Below are 17872 nucleotides of genomic sequence, written 5' to 3' on the forward strand. Positions count from 1 at the left end.
GCTCACGCCTTCGGGGCCACCTTGCTCAGGCCGTTGATGATGCGGTCCATCGCGTCGCCGCCCGTCGGGTCGGTGAGGTTGGCCAGCATCTTCAGCGTGAACCGCATCAGCATCGGGTGCGTCAGACCGCGCTGCGTGGCGATCTTCATGACCTTCGGGTTGCCGATGAGCTTCACGAAGGCGCGGCCCAGCGTGTAGTAGCCGCCGTAGGTGTCCTTGAGGACCTTCGGGTAGCGCTGGAGCGCCAGTTCGCGCTGGCCGGGGGTCTGACGGGCGTGCGCCTGGACGATGACGTCCGCCGCGATCTGCCCGGACTCCATGGCGTACGCGATGCCCTCGCCGTTGAAGGGGTTCACCATGCCGCCCGCGTCGCCCACCAGGAGCAGGCCCTTGGTGTAGTGCGGCTGGCGGTTGAAGGCCATCGGCAGGGCGGCGCCGCGGATCGGCATCGTCATGTTGTCCGGGGTGTAGCCCCACTCCTCCGGCATCGAGGCGCACCAGGCCTTCAGCACCTCGCGCCAGTCCAGCTCCTTGTAGGCGGACGAGGAGTCGAGGATGCCGAGCCCGACGTTCGACGTGCCGTCGCCCATGCCGAATACCCAGCCGTAGCCGGGAAGGAGCCGGTCCTCGGCGCCGCGGCGGTCCCACAGCTCCAGCCAGGACTCCAGGTAGTCGTCGTCGTGGCGGGGCGAGGTGAAGTACGTACGGACGGCGACGCCCATCGGGCGGTCCTCGCGGCGGTGCAGGCCCATCGCGAGGGAGAGCCGCGTCGAGTTGCCGTCGGCGGCGACCACCAGCGGGGCGTGGAAGGTGACCGGGGTCTTCTCCTCGCCGAGCTTGGCGTGGACGCCGGTGATGCGGCCCGTGCGGTCGTCGATGATCGGGGCGCCGACGTTGCAGCGCTCGTACAGGCGGGCGCCCGCCTTCTGCGCCTGGTTGGCGAGCTGCTCGTCGAAGTCGTCGCGCTTACGGACCAGGCCGTAGTTCGGGTAGGCGGCGAGTTCCGGCCAATCGAGCTGGAGCCGTACGCCGCCCCCGATGATGCGGAGGCCCTTGTTCCGCAGCCAGCCCGCCTCCTCGGAGATGTCGATCCCCATGGACACCAGCTGTTTGGTGGCGCGCGGCGTCAGGCCGTCGCCGCAGACCTTTTCCCTTGGGAACGCGGTCTTCTCCAGGAGGAGGACATCGAGTCCGGCCTTCGCCAAGTAGTAGGCGGTCGTGGAACCGGCTGGCCCGGCCCCGACGACGATCACATCAGCGGTGTGTTCGGTGAGGGGCTGGGGCTCGGTCACGGCGGGTTCTCCCCAAGGCTCGAAATCTGTGTGCCGACGGGCACGGGTTATGGGCAGTCTATGCAGCGGTACCGATCAGCCAGCCGAAGGGCCACCCGTGACAAAGCAGGCGACAAAGCAGCCGCTGCCGAGCAAGACCCTGCCCGCCGTACAACTGCGGGTCCCGACCCATGAGGACGCGTTCGTCTGGCACCGGCTCTTCGACGACCCGGAGGTGATGGAGTTCTTCGGCACCGGCACGTCGGCCGAGCTCTCCGTGTACGAGGAGCTGACCGCCCGGCAGCGCAGACACGACGCCGAACTCGGCTTCTGCCTCTGGACGTTGCTCGACGCCGACGGCGAGCCGATCGGCTTCACCGGAGCGCAGCCCTGGCCCAACGACTGGGGACCCAGGGGCGAGATCGAGATCGGCTGGCGGCTCACCCGCGCCGCCTGGGGGAAGGGGTACGCGAGCGCCGCCGCGCAGGCCACCCTGGAGCGGGTGCGCGCGGCGGGCGTACGGGACGTGGTGGCGATGGTCGACGTCCGCAACGCACGCTCCGTGGCCGTGACCCGGCGGCTCGGCATGGAGCTGGCCGAGACCTTCACGACGCCGTCGAAGCGGGAGGCCCACACCTTCCGGCTCGCGCTGTAGCGGGTCTACCCTGCCGGCACCGCCGGGGGGTGACATCCGTGCCGAAGACGCCCAGGACCGCCTGCTCCTGCCTCGGGCCGGGGCGCGTCAGCCGTTGAGCCGCCAGTTCTCCAGGGCGATCCGGTGGTTCTTCTCGCCCTCGCCCGCGGGCCAGGTGTCCGCGCGCCAGGAGAGCTGGATGGCGTACTCGGTGCCGTTGTCCGCGACGTAACTCTGGTTCACCGCATGGATCTCGCGACCGGCCGTGTCGGTGTACGTGTACTCCCAGATCGCGCCGCTGCGCCCCTGGAAGGTGTTCGGCTCGAGCCGCAACCGCTGGTAGTCCGACTTCTTCGGGTCCTTCTTGGCGTCCTTCTCGATGTCCGTGAAGTTCTCGTACGAGGTGTACGGGGCGTTCGGGACCACGCCGACGATGAACTGCTCCGGGCCGGTCGACCCGGCGTACACGATCTGGCCGGGTCGCTCCTCGCCCTGCCGGGACCAGCCGTCGGGCACGGCGAACTCGAAGCCGCTCACGTCGGACACCAGGTCGAAGCCCGCGGGTGGTTCGGGGGCCTCGTCCACGGTGTCCGGGCTCGCGCTCGGCTCCACCTCCGGGTCCTCCGTGCTGTCCGTCGGCGTGTCGGAGGGGGTCGGCGTGGGTGCCGGCGTGGGGTCCTGGCTGCGGCTGACGGCGGGCTTGTCGTCCTTGCCGCCCGCCTTGTCGGCGGAGCCGTCGTTGTTGTCCTGCCAGAGCAGGACGCCGGCCGCGATGCCGCTGCCGATGACGAAGGCGGCGGTGAGAGTGGCGACCCAGAGGGCGGTGCGGCGGGGCTCGGGCGGGGCGGACGGCTGCTGGTGCAGTTGGTAGGCGTGGGGGTCGTAGGCCGTGGGGGTGTAGGCGGGGTCGTACGCGGGCCGGGGTGCGGGGGTAAATCCCGGTGTCGCAGGGTCCGTCGAGACGGGGCCCACGGCGCCGATGGCGCCCTCGGTGGGCGCGTCGGCCACGGAACCGGGCGCGTCGGGGGAGCCGGACGCACCCGCCGGGCCGCTCGGCATCGGCGGGACCGACGGCATCGGCACCGCGTCGATCCCCGGCCGCTGGCCGGCGAGTTGCAGCAGGAACGGCGCGACGAGCGCGGCGCCGAACACCCAGAGCAGCCCGAACAGCAGTGCGTCCGGCACGCTCACGCCCGCCTCGAAGGTGCCGTTGCCCGAGCCGCTCCCGCCTCCGCCGCCGAACTCCGACGAGGCGTTGCCGGTCGCGTCGACGCTGAATCCGCCGACCCCGGCGAGCAGCAGGAAGAGCCCGAAGAAGATCCCGGCGGCGAGGAGTTGCTCACCCCGGTGCGCGGAACGCCGCGCGGCGAGCAGGCCGAGGACCAGCGCGCACACGAGGCCGAGCGCCAGCGCCCCGACGACGGCCCAGTCGTTGGTGACGTCCCCCAGCTCGGAGAGCCCGAAGGACTCGCTCTCATAGCCACCGCCGTACGCCGAACTGCTGCCCTCCACCGACGCGCCGAGCGGTGCCCCCCAGCCGAGGCCGAGGGCGGCGATGCCGAGGTTCGGCAGCAGGAGCAGGGCGATGAGCAGGGGGGACACGTCGGTGTCGTCGAGGTCGGCGAGACCTTCGAGGTCGTCGACCTGGGCGAGGCTGATGAACGCGACGAGCGAGCAGACGACAAGGACGATCGCGAGCGCGCGCAGCGCGGTGCCGGTGGCGCGGAACGCCGCCTGCCAGCCCGACCGTCGGGCGAGCCACTGGGCCAGGTCGTCGCGGTGCAGCACACCGCAGGAGACGGCCAGAGCGAGGACGAGCGCGCCGAGCGCGGCGAGCACCGGGGACGAGGAGAGCTCGACGCCCTCGATCTCGGGCTGCGCGAAGAGGCTGAGCGCGAGCGTGCCCGCGGTCACCAACAGGGTGACGCGCACGGCCGCTTCGAGCCCGGCCGTGCCACCGCCTAGGCCCCCGGCGCGCACAAGGACACGGGTGCGCAGGAGGCGTACGCCGATGAAGAGGGCCCCGATCCACAGGGCGGTGGCGGTGAGCGGGATGAGGTGCAGCGAGGCACTGCCGTCGAAGGCGACGTCGACGCTCGAGTTCTCGCCGCCGAAGAGGGACGACTGCTGGCGCTCGCTCCCGGAGATCTCGAAGCCGCCGCCCACGGCCTGGAGCAGCGTCGCGAGAGCGATCCGGAGCCGGTCGCCGAACCCGACGACGACGTCACCGTCGCCCTGCCCGTAGGAGGGGACGGCCAGCGCGGCAGCCGCGATCAGCACGAGACCGACAGGCCACAGCGCGGCTTGCGCGGCCCCGGCCCAGTCCCCGCGCAAGGCCCGTCCGAGGAAGGCACCGAGCGGTGAGGGCCTGGCGGGCGCCGGCGGCACGTGCGGGGGCGGAGGCGGAGGCGGGAGCGTGGGCTTCGGAAGTGCGGGTGCGGGGAGGGAAGTTGCGGTGTGTCCCGGCCCTTCGGGCGTGCTCTCCGACTTGCCTTCGGACACGCTCTCGGGCGCGCTTTCGGGCGCCGCTGCTTCACCGGCGGGCTCGTCGCCCTCGGGTTCCGCCGGCGCCGTGTCCGCAGAGGTCGGCCCCCCAAGCTCCGCCACAGGCAGATCCGCGGGCCCCGCGTCCACCGTCGTGTCCCGCGGACGCTCTCGGCCGCACTTCATGCAGAAGCGGGCCTCATCAGGGGTGGGTGCCCCGCAGTGAGGGCAATGCGACGCCATGGGAACACTCCGTCATTGGGGAGATGACCAGAAAGACCGACCCTGCCGAACGGTCCCGCGGCCGTGTCGACGCGAAGAGCGGCTTCGCGTCAACACCGCCGCGTCGGCGGGGAGTCGTATCACAACGGACACATCTTGCCCGGCGGCTGGTTCCCGTCAACTCGGTTCACTGAGAGGGAATCTCGGCGTTCCCGCACCAGGTGGGAGAAAACGGCAGGCCTAGGCCTTGAACCCCCGGTGCAGCGCCACGACGCCACCCGTCAGATTCCGCCACGCCACCTTCGACCAGCCCGCCTCCTGCAACCGCGCGGCCAGCGTCGGCTGGTCCGGCCAGGAGCGGATGGACTCCGCGAGATAGACGTACGCGTCGGGGTTGGAGGAGACCGTGCGCGCCACCGGCGGCAGCGCCCGCATCAGGTACTCCTCGTAGACCGTGCGGAACGGCGCCCACGTCGCGTGCGAGAACTCGCAGATGACGACCCGGCCGCCAGGCTTCGTCACGCGGTACATCTCCCGCAGCGCCTGGACCGTCTCGTTGACGTTGCGCAGGCCGAAGGAGATCGTGACGGCGTCGAACGTGTCGTCCTTGAACGGCAGCTTCGTCGCGTCCCCCGCCGTGAACGGCATCCAGGGGTGGCGTGCCTTGCCGACCTGCAGCATGCCGAGCGAGAAGTCGCAGGGCACGACGTACGCTCCCGCTCGGGCGAACGGCTGGGACGAGGTTGCCGTCCCCGCGGCGAGGTCGAGCACCTTCTGGGCGGGGCGCGCGTCGACCGCCTTGGCGACCTCCTTGCGCCACAGGCGTGCCTGGCCGAGGGAGAGCACGTCGTTCGTGAGGTCGTAGCGTTCCGCCACATCGTCGAACATGGAGGCGACTTCGTGCGGCTGCTTTTCCAGGGTTGCTCGGGTCACCCGGCCCATTGTGTCAGGCCGGTCCTCTGCCCTGGCCGCGGCCCGCTTCGCCAGCGGCGGGCTCTTTTCGCCTGCGGCGGGCCTCCCTCGCCTGCGGCGGGCTTTCTCGCGGGTGCGGGCCGCATTGGGTTGCTCGCGCAGTTCCCCGCGCCCCTTCGGGGCTCTCAGCGCGCCCGGTACACCAGTCGCCCCTCCACCACCGTCGCCACACAAGTCCCCGCGCCCCGTCGCACCAGCTCCGCACGGTCCGTCACGTCGAAGATCGCGAAGCGGGCCGGGCCGCCCTCCCTCAAGGACGGCAGAAGGACGAGTGGGGTCGGTGACAGGGACACGGGGCCCTGCAGCCGCTCCGGGCGCCGGCCGATCGCCAGGCCCGCCCTGCGGACGGTGTCGATGACGGGCCGGGCACGCAGTTCGCCCGCGACGGCCACCGTGCCGTGCGCGAAGAGCCGCTGCACGCCCCGGCGCGCGCTGGCGCCGAGACGGGACGGGTCCGTGCGGAAGACGGCCCGCGCGCGCTCCCCGCCGATGGGCTCGGTGCCGAACCGGTCGGCTTCGCGCGGGTCGGGGTGGTAGGTGGCCTCAAGGAGTTCGGGGCCGTACACGTTGAGCAGGCCCGGCGTGAGGATGCCGGGCCAGCGCCGTACGCGGGCCGCCGGATGCGCGGCGGCCAGCTCCTCGTACGGGCCGACGGCGGCAATCTCCGCCCCGTCGACCAGGACCGCCGCCTCCGGTGTCCCCTCGGCCACGTGAAGTGTGCGCACAGCGGCCTCAGTTGCTGGCGAGGAGCTTCAGCTCGGGGTGTGCCGTGCCGCCCTCGATCGCCGTGGACGAGATGTGCGAGGCGACGCGGTCGTCCGTCGGGTCGTTCGCCGGGTCGTCGTGCACGACGAGGTGCTCGTACGTCGTGGCGCGCTGGGCCGGTACGCGGTCCGCCGTACGGATCATGTCGATCATGTCCCGCAGATTGTTGCGGTGCTTGGCACCGGCGGAGGAGACGACGTTCTCCTCCAGCATCACCGAGCCGAGGTCGTCGGCGCCGTAGTGCAGGGTGAGCTGCCCTGCCTCCTTGCCGGTGGTCAGCCAGGAACCCTGGATGTGGGCCACGTTGTCGAAGAAGATCCGCGAGATCGCGATCATGCGGATGTACTCGAAGATGCTGGCCTGCGTCCGGCCCTTGAGGTGGTTGTTCTCGGGCTGGTACGTGTACGGGATGAAGGCCCGGAAGCCTCCGGTCCGGTCCTGCAGGTCACGGATCATCCGCAGGTGCTCGATGCGCTCGGCGTTGGTCTCGCCCGTGCCCATGAGCATCGTGGACGTCGATTCGACACCGAGGTTGTGGGCGATCTCCATGATCTCCAGCCAGCGCTCGCCGCTCTCCTTGAGCGGGGCGATGGCCTTGCGCGGGCGGGCCGGAAGCAGCTCGGCGCCGGCACCGGCGAAGGAGTCGAGCCCGGCGGCGTGGATCCGCTTGATCGCCTCCTCGGCGGACACCTTCGAGATGCGGGCCATGTGCTCGACCTCGGAGGCGCCGAGGGAGTGGATGACGAGCTGCGGGAAGTTCTTCTTGATCGCCGAGAAGTGCTCTTCGTAGTACTCGACGCCGAAGTCCGGGTGGTGTCCGCCCTGGAACATGACCTGCGTGCCACCGAGCTCGACGGTCTCGGCGCAGCGCCGCAGGATGTCGTCGAGGTCGCGCGTCCAGCCCTTCTTGGTGTCCTTCGGGGCGGCGTAGAAGGCGCAGAACTTGCACGCCGTCACGCAGACGTTCGTGTAGTTGATGTTCCGCTCGATGATGTACGTCGCGATGTGCTCGGTCCCGGCGTACCGGCGGCGGCGGATCGCGTCGGCGGCGGCGCCGAGCGCGTGCAGCGGGGCATCGCGGTAGAGGTCGAGCGCCTCTTCGGCGCTGATCCGCCCGCCTTCGGCGGCACGGTCGAGGACGGACTGAAGGTCGGCCTTCTCGGTCACCGGGGCGTCCCTTTCGTAAGGGTTCTGGACGGACTGATTCAGCGTACGCCAGCCCTTCCGGCCGCCCGACGTCAGGCGGCGTACGCCCCCACGAGCAGCCCCAGGAACGCCCCGCCGATCAGGAACGGCCCGAACGGTATCGCCGTCCTGCGCCCGGCGCGGCGGGCGGCGACGAGCCACCCCCCGTACAGCCCGGCCAGCAAGAACCCGGCGAAGGCGCCGAGCAGCAGCACACCCCACCCGTACCAGCCGAGGACGGCCCCCAGGCTGAGCGCCAGCTTCACGTCACCGAAGCCCATGCCGTTCGGGCTGATGAGGAAGAGCACGAAGTACGCGCCGCCGAGCGCGAGCGCCCCGTACAGCGCGTGCAGCCAGGAGCCGCCGTGCTCGGGCAGCAGCGCGGCGCCCCCGAGGAGCACCAGCGCGGCCACGGCCAGTGGCAGGGTCAGCATGTCGGGCAGCCGGTGCACCCCGAAGTCCACGAAGGCGAGCAGCACCCCGAAGGGCGCGAGCAGCAGCCACGCGGCCAGCTCGGGACGCGGGCCCGTGGCGGCGGCGAAGGCGGCGCAGGCGAGGGCGGTGGGGAGGACGACGGAGAGGGTCCGGGGCCCGTACCGGGTCCCTTCCCCACACCGCGCGAGCCCGACCCAGCCGCCGAGGGGATGCCCGTCGGGGCACTCGGCACGCCAGTCCTCGTCGGGCGCCACGGAGAGCCGGTAGACGGCCCGGGGCACGAGGAGACCGGCGGCGGCGCCCCAGAGGGCACCGCCGAGAACGATGATCAGCAACAAGAGGGTCGTCTCCCCTGTCAGCTGACCGCGGTGAGGCCACTGCGCCAGGCCGGCAGCAGCTCGTCCAGCAGGGCCTCGGTCCGGGGCGGCACACCCCGAGCCCCGCTCCGGGCAACGAGGTCAGCGGCAACCCGCTGGAGCCGCGCAGGCTCACCCACCGCATGAGTCGCCCGCAGCAACTCGTTCCAGAGCCGCTCGTCGCCCGGCGCGGAGTTCAGCGAGGCGTTCAGCGCCTCGATGGCCTTCTCCGCGCGCCCCTTCTCCAGGTGGAACTCGGAGAGGGCGAGCCCGATGTCGGCGACAAGGAGCGGCAGCTGCGCGTCGATGATCTCGTGCGTGAGCCACCCGTAGCGCCCCTGCGGCCGGTCCGAGAGCAGTGGCCCGCGGACGAGCACCAGCGCGTCGGTGAGCATCCGCCCGCGCACGGCACGGCTGTTGGCCCCGCGCCCCTGAGTCGCCTCGTGGTACAGCGACCGCAGCACGTCCAGGTCGGAGACCACGGACTTGGCGAGCGTGAGCCGCCCGCTCCGGTCCGCCTTCAGCCGCGGCGTCCCGTCCGGCTCGGTGCCGAGCCACTCCCGCAGCCGCTCGATGAGCGCGTCCCGTACGTCCTCGGTGGCACCGCGCGGCCACAGCGCGGAGGAGAGCACCCGCGGGTGCACGCCCTCGCGGTGCAGCAGGAGCAGCGCGAGCGCCTCGTGCATCAGCGGGCTGCGCTCGCCGTCCGGCGTGTCGAGGCCGATGATCTCGTACGTGCCGACGAGGCGTGCGTAGACCGCGGGCCGCCCCTGCTCGGTGACGTCGACGAGGAACGGCGGCGCTGCGGCCGTACGACCGGAGCCGGGACCTGAAGTACCTGAAGTGCCGTCCTCACCGGGATCGGCGTCGACGAAGAGTTCCACGACGGCACGCTGCTGGGCCTCGGGCAGCGCCTGCGCCTCCAGTTCAAGACCGAGCAGCGGGGCGAGGAGCTTGCCCTCGGGGGTGATCTCCATCTCCCACGCGGCGCCCGGCAGGTCACCGGACTCGGTGCCGACGAGGTACCCGATGCCCAACCGGCTCGCGTCCGCGGCCAGTTCGGCGAGCTTCACCGCGTCGTCCCCTTCGGGCTCCGCGGCGAGCAGCACCAGATGCGGCGCCCAGCGGGTGTGCTGGGCGGGCCCCGTACGCCCGGTGAGGACCGAGTCGTGCCCGGCGGCGCCCAGCGCGCCCCGCCGCTGCCGCGTCTCGGCCTCCATCGTCTCGATGAGCGCCTCGATGTCGTCGAGGTGCCGCAGCCGGTTGGGCGCGAGCGGCGTCAGGTCCTGCCCGAAGCCGACGAGGGTGATGGTCATGCGGTCGGACCAGCCGTTGGTGGCGAGCTCGGCGGCCACGGAGGCGAAGACGGCGGCACGGTCGGCCTCGCGCCCGCTCAGCGAGACGACACCGGGCACGGCTTCGAGATTGAGCAGCAGCCGCGAGTCGTCGAGCGTGCCGAGGCTCACCAGCCCCGGGTAGGGAGCGGCGGTGTCCACGTCCTCGTACCGCTCGGCGTCGGTGCGCGCCAGCATCCAGAACGTCTGGTCCTGCCCCAACTGCCAGGGAGCGGGCGGCCGTCCGGCGGGCTGGGCGAGCTGGAGGTGCAGGTCGCCGTTGCTGAGCCAGGCGGCGTAGACGGTGGGCAGGGCGCGCGATTCCTCGGCGAGGGACGCGGCGAGCCCCCTCAGCGACAGATCGAGCAGCCGCACGCCCTCGGGGTCGGCCCCCACGAGCAGAGCGTCCTGCGCATCGGCGGCGCCCCCGGTCGGCGTCGGCGGCTCCATGCCGCGACGCCCGCCGACGGCCCCCATGGCCGACTGCCACAGCGCGTGACGGCGACGGCGTCCGAGCGCGCCGAGCAGCCCGGCGGCAAGGAGGGGCGCACCGATGAGAGCTTCGGGCAGCCCGAAGGAGAACCCTTCGGACTCGCTCCCACTGCTGGCGACGGGGACTTCCTGCTTGCCCTTGCCGCTCTCGGAGGGCCGCTGCTCGGGGATGGTGATGTGCGCGGTGTCACGGTCGCCGGAGCCGGATCCGGAGCCGCTGCCACCCTGTTCCTGGGAGCCGCCACCTTGCTGCTGATCCCCGGACTTGGCGTAGTCGGAGATCTGCTCCTTCACGTCCTGCGAGACCTTGGGCGCCTCGTCGGGCATCTCGACGAGCTCGCCGCCGTGCGCGTCCGCGGGCATCTCCATGATCCAGCCGGGCCGGATGAGGCTGGCCTCGGACAGGCGGGACCCGTCGGGCTGCTCACGGTCCTTGTTGAGCTGGTAGATCTCCTTGTACCGCCGCCCGTCCCCGAGGTGCCGCTCGGCGATCTCCCACATGGAGTCGTGGTGACGACCCTCGGGCGGCTGGATCCGGTAGTACTTCGTGTCCCCGTCCTTGGCGCTGCTCCCCGCCCGCTCGGCAGCCTGCTCGGCCTGCTCGGCGACAGCACTGGCGGCGCTCCCGGCCTGCTCCTGCCCGAAGAGACCGCCGGGGGTCTGCTGGGCGGAGGCGGCGGAGGCAGGCTTCTGATTCCCCTCGAGCGACTGCCCGAACTGCGAGAGCCCCGGCGCGAAGCTGGCCGCGGTGGCGCCCACAAGAAGCAGCGCGGCGACGAGCTGACGCGCGAGCAGCTGACTGCCGCCGGCGCCGGGAACGCGATCCGGCATCCCGACCCCGGAGAGCGCGGCCTTGACCTCCACCAGCACGCAGGCGGTGAACTGGGCCCAGGCGAGCCAGACGACGACGGTCAGTACGTTGATGAACGTCCCGACCGTGATCTCCTGCTGCAACCATTCCAGCGAGGGCGCACCGCCCGGAAGCGGCCACCCCACGGCGATCGCGAGGGCACCAGGCACGCCGAAGACGAGCGCGGCCAACGCGACGAAGGCGAGGAACGCCTTGACGAAGTCCCCGAACGTACGACGACGCCGGGGCAGCGGCTGCGGCGTCCGATTCCGTGGAGCCGACGGGCCGCCTGTCGAACTTGAAGTGGTGCGCGCCATGGCGGGTGTCCTGTTGTCCTCTGAGAGGGAGCGGGTGAAGGTCTGGGATCAGCGGTACGTCTGTGCGCTGAGCGTACTGAGGCGATGGTACGGAAGGGGCCGATGGTCAGACAGGGGCTATGGCTCTCGCGAGCGCTCCGAGGCCCACAGGGCCGCCCGTTTACGCCCGAGTTGCACGGAAATCCCAACTCCCGGCCGACTCCCGCCGCCCCGCCCCAGGGCAGGCGGCACCGGTCTTTCACCCCCGGGCGTCACAGTTCCGGCACGGGTTCGCTGCGCCCACGTAGCACTTGAGGACCCTTCGCTTTCCTTCGCTTCCGTCATCGCACGGAAGGCGAGAGCCTTCACAGATCCCACCAGTACTGGTAACCCACGCCTGATAACTTCGTCCGGCTCCATTTTCTCCTGCACACATGCCGAACTCCGCTTTTCCTGCACACCTGTCGCACTCCGCCGACACAACCGACCCCTGGGGGACTGCAATCGTGGCCCGTCGCTCTCTGCCCACACTCGCCGCCCTGGCAGCGACCACGACCTTGCTGCTGACTGCCTGCGGGGGCGGCGGGGGCGACGACTCCTCGGACGAGATCGAGGGGGCGGGGAAGGGGTCGAGCAAGCCGTCCGCGTCGACGCCGGCCGGCGCCCCTGACGTCAGCGTCCCGAAGGACCTGAAGCTCGTCTTCGACTTCTCCAGGCCCTCGGACCCGAAGCAGGCGAAGGCCGTCGACAACGCGGAGAACTACATCCGCGCCCTGAAGCACGGCATCGTCCAGCAGGACGTGAACGACCCCGCCTATCGGTACTACTCGGCCGCGCAGGCGGCTCGGTACGCGAAGACGCAGATCAAGGCGTGGATCGACGGCGGGTGGGTGCCCACGGGGACGGACCGCTACTTCAAGTCCGAGGCCACCGAGCTCGGCGGCGGCAAGGCCGTCCTCGTCACCTTCTGCCGCAACCAGGCGAAGTCCTTCAGCAAGGACATCAAGGGCGGCAAGATCCACTACGGCAAGGAATCCCTCGACAGCTACCAGAAGTTCAGCGTGCTGATGAGCCCGCCGAGCGGCTCGGACAAGATCTGGAAGGCCCAGAAGACCGAGGTCCAGGGGAGGGTGAAGGAATGCCGCGGATGATCAGGAGCCTTCGCGGGGGGCGTTGGCTCGCGGCCGGCGCGGCTGTGCTGGTCGTGGGGGCGACGGGAACGGCGTACGCAGACGACCTCCCCGGCGGCACCACGCAGCCGCCGGCCACCGAGAAGCCGAGCGGCGACGCCGACAACGGCACCCTCTCGGCAGGAGTCTCCTCCATCCAGCTCAGCTACCCCAAGGGCGGCGGCAGTGGCGGCAAGAAGGGGAACCTCGCTCCGATCGACCCCAACTGGAAGCCCCCGGCCTGCTGGTACGAGCCCGCGTTCACGTCCGCCGAGCTCAAGAAGTTCGTGGACACGGACGGCGGCGGGGACGTCGGCATTCACGAGTCCTGGTGGGGCAAGGGCTTGTGGACCGACCACTACCGCGACGGCAAGCCCGCCGACAACTTCGACATGAACGAGCCGAAGAACAGCGTGGCCGACGGCTACAAGGACTACAACGAGGGCAAGAAGGGCCGCTTCTGGCGAGGCGTGGCACCTGACGACACCGACCCCAAGTCCTGGGACTGCGGCCGCATCATGTTCTGGGTGGACGCCGGGGAGATCCCCGACGACCCGAACGCCCCGACTCCCAAGATGCTCGCCGAGTACGCCTACGACAAGGTGAAGGTCCCCGACACCAAGGTCGAGCTGAAGCCCGAGGCCAAGTCGACGGTGCACCTGCCCACTTGGGTATGGCTGGACAAGGGCACGTTCAAGGAGGTCTCGGTCCGCGCGGAGCTCCCGAACACCCCGCTGTGGGCGGAGACGACGGCGACGCCGAAGAGCCTCCACCTGGAGCCGGGCACGGCCGACGCCGAAACCTTCCCCGCATCGGGCGAATGCAAGATCAACGAAGACGGCAGCATCGGCACGCCCTACACCAAGGGCAAGTCGAAGCAGGACCCGCCGTGCGGCATCAACTACCTCCGCGCGACGGACGGAAAGCCGTACCAGCTGAAGGCATCGATCACCTGGGAAATCAGCTGGGAGGGCTCGGACAACGACGGCAAGCACATGCTGCCGAACGGCACCTTCGAGACGACCCAGGACATGGACGTCCAGGAGATCCAGTCGATCAACCGCTGACCGTCCAGGACCTCCACGCCATGGACACCGGCGCCACCCTCACCCGGCGACGCTCACCATGGGTCGTTTTCGCACGTCACGACGACCCATGGCTGAGCACGGAGACCGCCGAGCTCCAGAAGCTGGGCGGCCAAGTGATCCACTTGGACGGCAGAGAGCTGAGCGGCCCGGCAGCATTGTTCGCCACCTTTGCCCGGGACCTCTCCTTCCCGGCCTACTTCGGCCACAACTGGGACGCGCTGGTGGACTGCCTCCACGACTGGCACGGCCACGGGGGTGAGACGAGGGACCTCGCGGTCCTGATCAACCACGCCGACGGCCTTTTGAAGGCCGACTTCCTGGGACTGTTCGTCTCGGTCCTCTGCCAGGCGGCCTGGCAGGCCAACCTCCAACTCGACGCCGACGGAGCACCCAACGACGACCCGCCGCCCCATACCCTGCACTTCGCCTTCCTCCTCGACACGACCCCACCCACCGCCTTCACCGAGGCCGCGGCAAGCGGCATGGACGTAGGCGTGGAACGCGACGAGGGACGCTTGACGGCGACGTTGACCGGCGTGGACTGGCCCGACGCCGGCAAGGTTCTCCCGTCCCCGGAACCACGGAACAGGTCATACTCGTCTTCGGAGCCGGACTGAGGGGGATACGGGATGGCAGGCAAGGGGAAGAGCGACCTCGCGCTTCCGCTCAGCGATCTGGAGGACTACGGAAGCCGGTTGCGGTCCGTGAAGGACCGCATGAACCGTACGAAGAAGACCTTCGAGTCCTACAAGGACGACATCGGCGACGGCGGTGTGTACGACGCGCTCGAGGACTTCGAGTCCAACTGGGAAGACGGCCGCGAGGACATCACCCAGCAGCTGACCGCGCTGGCGGACATGTCCGACGCCGTCGTACGCGAGTTCAAGAAGCTGGACGACAAGCTGGCGAAGGACGTCTCGGAGGGCGTGAAGGAGAAGGGCGGCAAGGGGAAGGGCAAGGGAGAGGGCGACTAGTAGGTAGCCGCCTCCACACCCCCCTGCCCCCTGCCACCCGCCACCCGCCGCTCAGCCGTCAGCGGTTCACGGACTGGATTTCCTGTACGGGGATCCGCTGGGTCGTGCCGAAGGAGCCGGACGGCAGCGTGCCGCCCTCGCCCGTCGTGCTGGTCCAGCGGATCTTCCACGTCAGCGTGGCCCGCAGGGCGTACGTGGTGTTCGGGCCCGGAGAGCGCAAGTACGTGACGCCGCACGGCGGTACCCGGCTCGCCTTGCCTCGCGCGTAGGGCTCACCGATGCCGCCTCCTCGCTTCGTGAAGGCGCAGGCTCCCGAAGCCGGGGAGGCTTCGGCGGCGGCTGTGCCCGGCTCGATGCGCAAGGACTCCGGCTCGGCGGTCGTCGTCGCCGCGAGGCCCGTGCCGGGCAGGCTCGCTGTGACGCTGATCCTCTTGAACCTGGCCTTGTCCAGCCAGACCCAGGTGGCCAGATTCACCGTGGACCGGCCCCTCGGGGCCATCTTGATCTCGGTGCCGGGGACGGGGAGTTCGTCGTACGCGTACTGGGCGAGGATCTCCGGTGAGGCTGCCATGGGTTCCGTCGGGGTCCGGCCCTTGTCCACCCAGAAGGGCTGGCGGTCGCAGGACGTCGCCTCGGGGTCGTCCGCGCGGTGGGGATTGATCACTGACGCCCAGAACATCCCCTCGCCCTGCCGGGAGAGGTTGTAGTTCTTGTACGGGTGGCCGTCCTTGTAGCGGTGCTCGATCGCTTCGCTGACGGCGAGGCCGACTCCCCCGACGAGAGGAGCGCTCGCCCCGAAGGCCCGCCACGCCTTGACTATGCCCTGGATCTCCTTGGGCGAGAACGCGGGCTCGTACCAGCAGGCCGGGGGTTTCCAGTTTCCCGCCGTGGCCGGGGTCAGTGTGCCGGTCGCGGACGAGTGGCCTGTGCCGCCGCGCACCGAGGTCCGCACGCGGGTCTCCGCCGTGATGACGCTGCCGTTGGTCCCGCCTTTCACCTCCCTCCCGGGCCCACCGCCGGTCCGGTCGGCCCAAGCGGGCTGCACCGCCTGCAACGCGATCAGGAGGCTGCTGCAGACGGTCAGGGAGACGGCTGCCGTGCGGTGACCGCTCATGGGCGGCACGCCTTGTGGCCCCGCGTCGAGACGCTCTTGGTGACCTGCCAGACGCCCTTGGCGTTCTTCCGCAACCGGTCGTTGTAGAAGACGTACGAATCCTTCGTGACCGGCGTGACGTCAGTCCTCCCCGACTTACGGTCCCTGGTATAGCCCTTGGACTCGTCCCCGCAGTACGTGAGTCCGGCTGATCCGTCCTCGTCGAACGTCACCCGGCGATCGACGTAACGGACCGTCCCCGTCACCGTGGTGCCCTCCTCGACGAAACCGCCGATCCAGTCCACCGAGTCCAAGTAGGCCGACCCCGTGCTGTAGAAGGCCACCGCTTTGGACCTGGGCTCCCGGTCGCCGATCGCCTCGTCCACGGCACGCAGGTACTCGGCGTTGTCACGCAGCACCGCGTCCGTCCTGGCGTCACCCGTCTCCTGCGGTACGAAGACAAGTTGATCGCCCTTGGGGAGGGTGACCCTGGGGCGCGTGATCCCGTCGCCCGGGGCGGACGCCACGGCAGACGGTCTCTCCGTCCCTTGACCGACGCCTGCGATCTTGTCGACGTCCTGAGGATCCGCACCCCCACCACACCCCATCACCAACACAACAACCGCCCCCACCCACGGCAACCCCACCCACGTACGCACCGAGCCCTACCTCCCGTATCTCCCCGAAGGGGAACAGGAGGTAGAACCCCGCGCACCGGACGAAAGTCACCGCAGGAGCGACGACCGGCGGAGTGAAAGTCGGATGAGTCCGATGACCCTCCGGGTGGACGTGGACGTGGACGTGGACGGCGTCAGCCGGCCGCCCCCTCAGCCCACCTCATTCTCCGCAACCGCACTCCCCCGCACCGTCACGTCACCGCCGTAGAACAGACCGGTGAAGACGGGGCTGTACGTCAGTTGGACCTCGACCTCCACCTGGTTCGCGTTGGCGGTCACGCAGTGGGTCGCCGCGATGTCCGCGGCGGTCATGTCCGTCGAGCGCGCGTACGCCTGGGCTCGGGCGCCGCAGTTCTCGAAGTTGATGGGGGCGCCCTTGGCGCCTTCGTATATGCCCTCGCGGTCGACGTCCTGCGCCGCGTACCGCGCCGCCTGTTCCGCGATGTCCGCGGCCCTCTCCCGCTTGGAGATGGACAGACCGCCGTCGATGACGAAGGCCGAGAGCGAGAGGAAGACGATCGCGAAGATGATGACGGCACCGGCACCCGACCCACGGTCGTCGAGGCGTTCCCGGCGGGCCGATGCCCACTTTCGCAGGCGAGGGCCGATGCTCACGCCGACCTCCGGTACGGGTCGAGCGAGGAGCTGAAGCTGGCCGTCAGCGTCGTCGGCACGTCGAGGCCGATCATGTCCAAGCCCCGCACCTTGCAGCTCACTTCCACCGTGAAGAACGGGTCGACCTCGGCCTCGAAGCCCACACTCGTCTTGTTGACGTTGACCGGCCCGGAGCACACGTCCGCGAGATCGGCCTCCGCGGCAGCCTTCGCCTCGGCCATCGCCGTACCCGCGTCCTTCTGGATCGAGCCCGCTCGCGCGGCGTTGCGCGCCGCTCCGTCGATGGCCCCCCGGCCGTCGACGAGCTGGCCGAAGGCCACCAGGACCAGGATGAAGAGGATCATGACGGGGGCGAGGATGACCACCTCGATGGTCGAGAGCCCTCGGTCATCCGTCCAGAGCCCGCGTCCGCCGTGCCGAACGCGCTGAACGTGCCGCCGGAGGACACCTGCCGCTACGTTCCTCATCAGCCGCCCTCCCCCTCCTCCACGAAACGCTCCACCGGCCCGGACGACTGCGCCTGCACCGTCAGGTCGAGCCCGGGGAAGACAGAGGGCACGCTCGCGGTGATCTCCACCCCGACCGTGTTCGCCTTCGGCTCCATCGTCTTCACGTCGGGGCTGATCACCAACTGCGGGCCCAGTTGCTGGATGTAGGCGTCGACCACATTGCGTGCGTCGCCGCGCCAGCCGCCCGGATTCTCGTCCGCCGTCGCACGGGCCTTGCGCGCGCCCGCCTGGGCCGCGGCCTGAGCGACATGATCCGCGAAGAAGTACAGCGCGAACTGCACCGTCGCGAAGATCATGAAGAAGAGCACCGGGGTGAGCAGCACGAACTCGATCGCGGTCATGCCGGATTCACCGCGGGTGGAGGCTGCCTCCACCCTGCGGCGTACCCATCGCTTCACGCACCCGCGCACTCGTCCCCGCCTTCGTTCCCCGGTAACCGACTGATCACAGG

The 17872-nt window shown here is 70.3% G+C and carries 17 protein-coding genes and 1 pseudogene; 5 read left to right on the top strand and 13 right to left on the bottom strand.

Annotation, left to right across the window (positions count from 1 at the left end; genetic code table 11):
• Window positions 1–2: 2 nt before the first annotated feature.
• The gene (locus ACZ5U5_RS20390; protein ID WP_469023410.1) at window positions 3–1292 is read right to left on the bottom strand and encodes a geranylgeranyl reductase family protein; all 1290 of its coding nucleotides are present in this window, start codon (window positions 1290–1292) and stop codon (window positions 3–5) included.
• A gap of 97 nt (window positions 1293–1389) precedes the next feature.
• Between ACZ5U5_RS20390 and ACZ5U5_RS20395 the strand changes: the two genes are divergently transcribed.
• Window positions 1390–1926 (top strand): GNAT family N-acetyltransferase, encoded by a 537-nt coding sequence (locus ACZ5U5_RS20395; RefSeq protein ID WP_469023413.1) that lies wholly within the window; start codon window positions 1390–1392, stop codon window positions 1924–1926.
• Between the two features lie 87 nt (window positions 1927–2013).
• Here ACZ5U5_RS20395 and ACZ5U5_RS20400 read toward each other — a convergent pair whose 3' ends face one another.
• The 7 genes and pseudogenes from ACZ5U5_RS20400 to ACZ5U5_RS20430 all read right to left on the bottom strand — a co-directional run bounded on the left by ACZ5U5_RS20400 (window position 2014) and on the right by ACZ5U5_RS20430 (window position 11317).
• On the bottom strand, window positions 2014–4293 hold the full coding sequence (locus ACZ5U5_RS20400) for a hypothetical protein (protein ID WP_469023792.1): 2280 nt from the start codon (window positions 4291–4293) through the stop codon (window positions 2014–2016).
• Window positions 4294–4563: 270 nt separating this feature from the next.
• Window positions 4564–4632 (bottom strand): annotated as a pseudogene (locus tag ACZ5U5_RS20405) (zinc-ribbon domain-containing protein); the annotation flags it as partial.
• Window positions 4633–4851: 219 nt separating this feature from the next.
• Window positions 4852–5544, bottom strand: coding sequence for a demethylmenaquinone methyltransferase (locus ACZ5U5_RS20410; protein WP_469023414.1), 693 nt, complete (start codon window positions 5542–5544; stop codon window positions 4852–4854).
• A 164-nt stretch (window positions 5545–5708) separates the two neighbouring features.
• Window positions 5709–6308, bottom strand: a complete 600-nt coding sequence (locus ACZ5U5_RS20415) for an imidazolonepropionase-like domain-containing protein (protein ID WP_469023415.1) — start codon at window positions 6306–6308, stop codon at window positions 5709–5711.
• 7 nt (window positions 6309–6315) lie between these two features.
• A complete protein-coding gene (gene mqnC / locus ACZ5U5_RS20420; RefSeq protein WP_469023417.1) occupies window positions 6316–7515 on the bottom strand; it encodes a cyclic dehypoxanthinyl futalosine synthase in 1200 nt (399 codons plus the stop codon).
• A gap of 71 nt (window positions 7516–7586) precedes the next feature.
• Complete coding sequence (locus tag ACZ5U5_RS20425) at window positions 7587–8306, bottom strand: prepilin peptidase (RefSeq protein ID WP_469023419.1); 720 nt, start codon at window positions 8304–8306, stop codon at window positions 7587–7589.
• Window positions 8307–8323: 17 nt separating this feature from the next.
• Complete coding sequence (locus ACZ5U5_RS20430; RefSeq protein WP_469023422.1) at window positions 8324–11317, bottom strand: BTAD domain-containing putative transcriptional regulator; 2994 nt, start codon at window positions 11315–11317, stop codon at window positions 8324–8326.
• 485 nt (window positions 11318–11802) lie between these two features.
• On the opposite strand from ACZ5U5_RS20430, the gene ACZ5U5_RS20435 reads away from it, so the two are divergent.
• Genes ACZ5U5_RS20435 through ACZ5U5_RS20450 form a run of 4 tightly spaced genes read left to right on the top strand, consistent with a single transcriptional unit; the run spans window position 11803 to window position 14527 of the window.
• Complete coding sequence (locus tag ACZ5U5_RS20435) at window positions 11803–12447, top strand: hypothetical protein (protein WP_469023424.1); 645 nt, start codon at window positions 11803–11805, stop codon at window positions 12445–12447.
• The gene (locus tag ACZ5U5_RS20440; RefSeq protein ID WP_469023427.1) at window positions 12435–13532 is read left to right on the top strand and encodes a hypothetical protein; all 1098 of its coding nucleotides are present in this window, start codon (window positions 12435–12437) and stop codon (window positions 13530–13532) included. The genes ACZ5U5_RS20435 and ACZ5U5_RS20440 overlap by 13 nt, the downstream gene beginning before the upstream one ends.
• A 20-nt stretch (window positions 13533–13552) precedes the next feature.
• Complete coding sequence (locus ACZ5U5_RS20445) at window positions 13553–14170, top strand: barstar family protein (protein WP_469023430.1); 618 nt, start codon at window positions 13553–13555, stop codon at window positions 14168–14170.
• A gap of 12 nt (window positions 14171–14182) precedes the next feature.
• Window positions 14183–14527, top strand: a complete 345-nt coding sequence (locus tag ACZ5U5_RS20450) for a hypothetical protein (protein ID WP_365823695.1) — start codon at window positions 14183–14185, stop codon at window positions 14525–14527.
• A gap of 58 nt (window positions 14528–14585) precedes the next feature.
• On the opposite strand, the gene ACZ5U5_RS20455 is transcribed toward ACZ5U5_RS20450, so the two are convergent.
• The 5 genes from ACZ5U5_RS20455 to ACZ5U5_RS20475 form a co-directional block, all read right to left on the bottom strand.
• Entirely contained in the window at window positions 14586–15641 is a 1056-nt protein-coding gene (locus tag ACZ5U5_RS20455; protein WP_469023433.1) for a hypothetical protein, read from the bottom strand.
• Complete coding sequence (locus ACZ5U5_RS20460) at window positions 15638–16147, bottom strand: hypothetical protein (protein WP_469023436.1); 510 nt, start codon at window positions 16145–16147, stop codon at window positions 15638–15640. Before ACZ5U5_RS20460 ends, ACZ5U5_RS20455 begins: the two co-directional genes overlap by 4 nt.
• Window positions 16148–16447: 300 nt before the next feature.
• On the bottom strand, window positions 16448–16912 hold the full coding sequence (locus ACZ5U5_RS20465; protein ID WP_469023438.1) for a TadE/TadG family type IV pilus assembly protein: 465 nt from the start codon (window positions 16910–16912) through the stop codon (window positions 16448–16450).
• Window positions 16909–17379, bottom strand: a complete 471-nt coding sequence (locus ACZ5U5_RS20470; RefSeq protein ID WP_469023441.1) for a TadE/TadG family type IV pilus assembly protein — start codon at window positions 17377–17379, stop codon at window positions 16909–16911. Before ACZ5U5_RS20470 ends, ACZ5U5_RS20465 begins: the two co-directional genes overlap by 4 nt.
• The gene (locus tag ACZ5U5_RS20475) at window positions 17379–17762 is read right to left on the bottom strand and encodes a TadE family protein (RefSeq protein WP_469023443.1); all 384 of its coding nucleotides are present in this window, start codon (window positions 17760–17762) and stop codon (window positions 17379–17381) included. Before ACZ5U5_RS20475 ends, ACZ5U5_RS20470 begins: the two co-directional genes overlap by 1 nt.
• Window positions 17763–17872: the final 110 nt, after the last annotated feature.

The organism is Streptomyces sp. NPDC033177, assembly GCF_055577715.1.

What these genes read in the sequence shown, in the direction of transcription:
- ACZ5U5_RS20430 (WP_469023422.1), bottom strand. Translation starts at nt 11,317, where the DNA reads ATGGCGCGCACCACTTCAAGTTCGACAGGCGGCCCGTCGGCTCCACGG.
- ACZ5U5_RS20440 (WP_469023427.1), top strand. Translation starts at nt 12,435, where the DNA reads ATGCCGCGGATGATCAGGAGCCTTCGCGGGGGGCGTTGGCTCGCGGCC.
- ACZ5U5_RS20445 (WP_469023430.1), top strand. Translation starts at nt 13,553, where the DNA reads ATGGACACCGGCGCCACCCTCACCCGGCGACGCTCACCATGGGTCGTT.
- ACZ5U5_RS20450 (WP_365823695.1), top strand. Translation starts at nt 14,183, where the DNA reads ATGGCAGGCAAGGGGAAGAGCGACCTCGCGCTTCCGCTCAGCGATCTG.
- ACZ5U5_RS20455 (WP_469023433.1), bottom strand. Translation starts at nt 15,641, where the DNA reads ATGAGCGGTCACCGCACGGCAGCCGTCTCCCTGACCGTCTGCAGCAGC.
- ACZ5U5_RS20470 (WP_469023441.1), bottom strand. Translation starts at nt 17,379, where the DNA reads ATGAGGAACGTAGCGGCAGGTGTCCTCCGGCGGCACGTTCAGCGCGTT.
- ACZ5U5_RS20475 (WP_469023443.1), bottom strand. Translation starts at nt 17,762, where the DNA reads ATGACCGCGATCGAGTTCGTGCTGCTCACCCCGGTGCTCTTCTTCATG.